This window comes from Massilia sp. BHUDP2 (genome assembly GCF_046236355.1).
In the GTDB taxonomy this organism is placed as follows: domain Bacteria; phylum Pseudomonadota; class Gammaproteobacteria; order Burkholderiales; family Burkholderiaceae_D; genus Telluria; species Telluria varians.
This window is the reverse complement of the sequence record NZ_JBJUVW010000008.1, coordinates 1-5,491: the sequence shown is the minus strand read 5'-3', so window position 1 is coordinate 5,491 and position 5,491 is coordinate 1. Positions and strand designations below refer to the sequence as shown.

Annotated in this window: 3 protein-coding genes; all 3 read left to right on the top strand. The window is 66.0% G+C overall.

Annotated elements, in window-relative coordinates:
• Positions 1 to 330: 330 nt before the first annotated feature.
• The 3 genes from ACK6C6_RS24465 to ACK6C6_RS24455 all read left to right on the top strand — a co-directional run bounded on the left by ACK6C6_RS24465 (position 331) and on the right by ACK6C6_RS24455 (position 5,415).
• On the top strand, positions 331 to 741 hold the full coding sequence (locus ACK6C6_RS24465) for a DUF2061 domain-containing protein (protein WP_209589988.1): 411 nt from the start codon (positions 331 to 333) through the stop codon (positions 739 to 741).
• 127 nt (positions 742 to 868) lie between these two features.
• A complete protein-coding gene (locus ACK6C6_RS24460; RefSeq protein ID WP_409269781.1) occupies positions 869 to 3,805 on the top strand; it encodes a response regulator in 2,937 nt (978 codons plus the stop codon).
• A 17-nt stretch (positions 3,806 to 3,822) separates the two neighbouring features.
• Complete coding sequence (locus ACK6C6_RS24455) at positions 3,823 to 5,415, top strand: response regulator (protein ID WP_409269780.1); 1,593 nt, start codon at positions 3,823 to 3,825, stop codon at positions 5,413 to 5,415.
• Positions 5,416 to 5,491 lie beyond the last annotated feature (76 nt).

Sequence of the window (5,491 nt, the reverse complement as noted above, 5' to 3'; positions counted from 1 at the left end):
TGCTATCGCTACGAAGCGTTGTGTTCGTCAGCAGCAGAGAAGTGAGATTATGCGGTGTTCTGCGTTTATCGTCAAGCCCCTCTTTTTTCTCTTTCGCTGTCGCTGCCTTGAAAGCTGCGATGTGCGTCGAAGAAACGAGACTATAGCAAAGCTCCCGTATGCAGCGCAAGTGGTCCGTATGTGAACAAGCCACAGTACCGGCCCCGCCCAAGCGGCGCCGACAATAGTCTGCATCTATCAACTTCTTTGATTAAATTTGCTTTTAGCTATGAATGAGAATCGATATCATTTGGCGTACAGCAGTGTTAACGAAGCAGAGGAAGAGCAAGCATGGTCATCGCCGCCAAGAAAACCAGTCAGGTCATTACCCACATGGCGATCGCGTTCGCCATCGCGTACGCCGTGACGGGCTCGGTCGTCTTCGGTGGACTGGCGATCGTGATCGAACCGCTCATCAATGTGTTGCTGCTTCCCTTGCACGAGAAGGCATGGGCCGCCGTCCGTGCGCGCGCCCTGAACGAAGGTGAACGCTACCTGCGCATCGCTGCCGAGAAACTGAGCCAGACCGCCCTCCACATGGGCGTGGCCTTCGCAGTGATGTATGTTGCCACCGGCTCGCTTGCGTTCGGCGGCATGGCCGCGGTGCTCGAACCGGTCTGCAACGTCCTGCTGCTTCCGGTCCATGACCGCTTCTGGAACAAGCTGGAACTGCGCATGAACGGCGGCGTCCAGGCTGCCTGAGCATGCATTGGCATACAGACAAAAGCCACTGACCGCTCAGTTTCCAGTGTTACACTGTCACGCTGGTGCGGACACGTTGTCCGCACCGCGGCCCTGGCGAGCTTCGCCTTCGACCAGATGAGGCAGTATGAGCAAGATCGTTTGGCCCGCTTCGCGTTCCGAAGCGGCCGAGCTGATTAGATCCCGGGACTGGAGCACGACAGCGCTCGGCCCCATCGACAGCTGGCCAGCTGCCCTGCGCACGCTGACCGACGTCGTCCTGCGCTCCCCGGCCAGCATGGCCCTGATCTGGGGCGACGACCGTACCCTCATCTACAACGACGGCTACGCACGGGTGTGCGGCAGCAAGCATCCGCAGGTCCTCGGCACCTCGGTGCTGGACGCCTGGCCGGATGCCCGCGACTTCAACAAGGAAGTCTTCGATGCCTGCTTCGCCGGCGAAGAGCGGGTCTTTCGCGACGCCCGCTTCGTCCTCGACCGTCATGGCGTGCCGGAGGAGATCTGGTTCGACCTCTATTACGGTCCGGCCGTCGATGAGCACGGCGTCGTGCGCGGGGTGCTGGCGACCGTGCTGGAGACGACCGAGCGGGTGCACAGCGCACAGCAGCGGGAACGCCACGAAACCCATCTCGAGCAGGTCAACAGCGACCTGGACGCCCTGCGCATCACGCTCGAACAGGCCAACCGGCGCCTGTCCAGCGACATGGACTTCCTCAACACCCTGTTCCGCCAGGCGCCGAGCTTCATGGCGGTGCTCACCGGTCCGGAACACGTGTTCGCGCTGGCCAACGACGCCTACCTGAAACTGGTCCAGCATCGCCCGATCCTCGGCAAGCCGGTGCGGCTCGCCCTGCCGGAACTCGATGGACAGGGCATCTACCAGCTGCTCGACGGTGTCTACACGAGCGGTGAGCCCTACCATGGCCGCAAGCTCGAGGTCCAGCTGGACCGCGGCAACGGCCAGGACATGGAGCGCCGCATCCTCGACTTCGTGTACCAGCCGCTGAAGGATGCGGACGGCCGTATCCACGGCATCTTCGTCGAAGGCGTCGACGTTACCGATCACGCGCTGACCGAGGAGCGGCTGCGTGTCGCCCAGGAAGCCGGCGGCATCGGCACCTTCGAGTGGTACCCGAGCACCGGCAAGCTGGTGGTGTCGGATGCCTACCGCCGCATCTGGGGCTTCGCCCCCGATATCGAGATCACTGCCGACCTGCTGCTCAGCCGCGTCGACCCGTCCTTCCTGCACCTGGCCGGACCGAACCGCATCGGCAGCGAATCGAATCCGCTGCGCTACTCGGAATTCCTGATCACCCGCATCGACAACGGCGAGCGGCGCTGGATCGCGCGCCGCGGCGAGGCCGTGCCGAGCACGATCGCCGGCGAGCGGCGCTACCTCGGCGTGGCCCTCGACATCACCGAGCGCAAACGCACCGAGGAGAACCTGCAGCAGGCCGAAGCGGCGCTGCGCGAACTGAACCACGCGCTGGAGCGCAAGGTCGTGCTGGAAGAAGCCGAGCGCGCCAAGGCCGAGGATGCGCTGCGCCAGGCCCACAAGATGGAAGCGGTCGGCCAGCTGGCCAGCGGCGTGGCCCACGATTTCAACAACGTCCTGCAGATCATCTCCAGCAACCTGCAGCTGATGGAACTGGACGGGATCGGCAGCGTGCTCGGTGCGCGCGTGGCAAGCGCGGTTGCGGCCGTCGAACGCGGTTCGAAGCTGTCCTCGCAGCTGCTCGCATTTGCGCGCCGCCAGCCGCTGCAGCCGGTGACCACCGATCTCGGACGCCTGCTCGCCGACATGGAGTCGCTGCTACTGCGCGCCCTGGGCGACCGGATCGTGCTGGACCTGCGCCGCGCGCCGGGACTCTGGCATGCCAGGGTGGACCGCAACCAGCTCGAGAACGCCATCCTGAACATGGCGATCAACGCGCGCGACGCGATGGGCGGCAGCGGGCGCCTGACGATCAGCGTCAGCAACGGCGAGGCATCCGCAGGCCAGGTGTCGCTGTCGATCGCGGATACGGGCTGCGGCATGACGCCGGAAGTCCTCGCCAAGATCTTCGATCCGTTCTATACGACCAAGGCGCCCGGCGAAGGCACCGGCCTGGGCATGAGCATGGTGTACGGCTTCGTGAACCAGAGCGGCGGCGCGATCCGCATCGACAGCAGCCCGGGCGATGGGACGACGATCACGATCCTGCTGCCGCGCGCCGAAGGCGAGGCGCTGCACGTGCAGGCTGTGAGCGAGGCCAGCGTGCCGGGCGGCGACGAGACCATTCTGGTGGTCGATGACGACGAGGCGGTCGTGGCCACCACCACCGAGCTGCTCGCCGGCCTGGGCTACCGGGTGCTCGGTGCCGAGAGCGGACAGCAGGCGCTCGCCGTGCTCCAGTCCGGGATGCCGGTCGACCTGCTGTTCTCCGACCTGTCGATGCCGGGCGCCGTCGACTGCGCCTCACTGGTGGCGCAGTGCCGGCACGTCGCGCCGCGCACGCGCATCCTGCTGACCTCGGGCCAGCTGCCCGACACCTCCTTCGACGAAGCGATCGAGCTGCTGCCGAAACCATTCAGCCGCGAGCAACTGGCGCGCACGATCCGCGGCCAGCTCGGTGCGAGCGCGCTGTCGGTGCCCATGGCGGCGCCGGCGGTCGCGGACGACATTGTGCGCACGATCCCGTCCGCGCAGGACGACACGCAGCGCATTCTGGTGGTCGAAGACGATCCGGACACGCGCGAACTGGCCTGCGAGCTGCTCGCGGCGCTCGGCCATGCGGCCAGCGGCAGCGGCTCGGCCGAACATGCACTCATGCTGCTGAACGAACATGAGGTCGACATTCTCTTCACCGACCTCAACCTCCCGCGCCTGTCGGGCCTCGAGCTGGCGGCGCGGGCGATCGCGATGCGTCCCATGCTGCGCGTGATCCTTACCTCGGGCGAGGGGAACAACGTGCGCGTTGCGCCCGACAGCGGCATCATCGTGCTGCCCAAGCCCTACGATCTGCTGCAGCTCGAACAAAGCATCGCGCGAGCGATGCTCGAAGCGGGCGAGACTCTTCAATAAGACCGCTCCAGGACAAGATGCTCACCAAAACGATCGAAACCCGGGCCCTGCTGATCGACGACCACCTGATCAATGCGGACCTCGTCGGCGGCATGCTGGCGGCCGAATCCGGCATCGTGCTGGAATACCAGCAGGATCCGTCGCGCGCGCTAGAGACGGCGTTGGCATTCGCGCCGACCGTGATCATGGTCGACCTGCACATGCCGCTGATCGACGGGCTGGAAGTGATCCGCACCCTCAAGCAGGATTCGCGCGTGGCCGAGGTGCCGATCATCATGCTGTCGTCGAACACCAGTCCGCGCGTGAAGGCGAGCGGTTTCGAGGCGGGAGCGATCGATTACCTTGTGAAGTGGCCGGACAGTGTCGAACTCACGGCGCGCCTGCTGGCGCACTCGCGTGCCTACCGCGCGACGCGGGAACGCGACCGCGCGCTGGAGGCGCTGCGCGCGAGCCAGGCCGAGCTCTTCGCACGCACGCACGAACTGGCCCGGACACAGGCCTCGCTGCACGAAGCCGAGAAAATGGAAGCGATCGGCCAGCTGACGAGCGGCGTGGCACACGATTTCAACAATGTGCTCCAGCTGATCAACGGGCACCTGCAGCTGCTGCGGGTGGCGCACCGCGCCGACGAGCGGACGGTGAAGCGCCTGGAAGCAGCCTCGGAAGGCGTACGCCGCGGCGCCCAGCTGGCCTCGCAGATGCTGGCCTTCGCGCGCCGGCAGCCGCTGGCGCCGCTGGCCCTGGATGTGGGCCGGCACCTGCGCAGCATGGAAGGCACGATCCGCCAAACCCTGGGCGGACATGCGCTGACGCTGTCGCTCGGCGACGGCCTGCAGGCCTGCGTCGATCCGGCCCAGTTCGAGAAAACCGTCCTGCATCTGGTGCAGAACGCGGCGGAAGCCATGGACAAGGACGGGTGGCTCGAGCTGACGGCCGACGCGGCGCACTTGCCGGGACATGCGCAGGCCGACGAGGCCCCGGGTTACCTGCGCGTCCGCCTCACGGACAACGGCCCCGGCATGGACGAAGAGGTCCAGCGGCGCGCCTTCGAGCCCTTCTTCTCGACCAAGGCGGGCCGGCGCAGTGCCGGCCTCGGGTTGAGCCTGGCCTTCGGCTTCGTGCGACAAAGCGGCGGGCAGATCGAACTGGCAAGCGTGGCCGGCAGCGGCACGGCCGTGAGCATGTATTTCCCGCTGCTGCAGGCGGCCGAGGTGGAACCGGCGCCCGCAGCGGCGCCTGTCTCCGTACGGACCGTGCTCGTCGTGGAAGACGAAGCGCCTGTGCGGCAGGTCAGCGTCGAGGTGCTGCGCAAGCTCGGGCTGTGCGTGCTCGAAGCAGCGGACGGCGAGACAGCGCTGGGTATGATCCGCCAGCGGCTGCCGATCGATCTCGTCTTTACCGACCTGGTCATGCCCGGCGAAGTGCGCGGGCAGGATCTGGCGGCGGCAATGGCCGACTACCTGCCGCAGGCAAAGCTGTTGTTCGCATCGGGTTATCCGGGCGAAGGCAGCGCAGACGACGAGATCCTCGAGCGCAATCACCTGCTGCGCAAGCCGTACCGGCTCGAGGAGATGACGCGACTGGTGCAGCAGTTGCTGGCGGAAGAGTGAGGATCCGCAGTGCGGATCCGAACAGCAGGCTTTAGGACTACAAAGCAAAAAACCCCACCAGAATCATCTGGTGGGG

What these genes read in the sequence shown, in the direction of transcription:
- ACK6C6_RS24465 (WP_209589988.1), top strand. Translation starts at nt 331, where the DNA reads ATGGTCATCGCCGCCAAGAAAACCAGTCAGGTCATTACCCACATGGCG.
- ACK6C6_RS24460 (WP_409269781.1), top strand. Translation starts at nt 869, where the DNA reads ATGAGCAAGATCGTTTGGCCCGCTTCGCGTTCCGAAGCGGCCGAGCTG.
- ACK6C6_RS24455 (WP_409269780.1), top strand. Translation starts at nt 3,823, where the DNA reads ATGCTCACCAAAACGATCGAAACCCGGGCCCTGCTGATCGACGACCAC.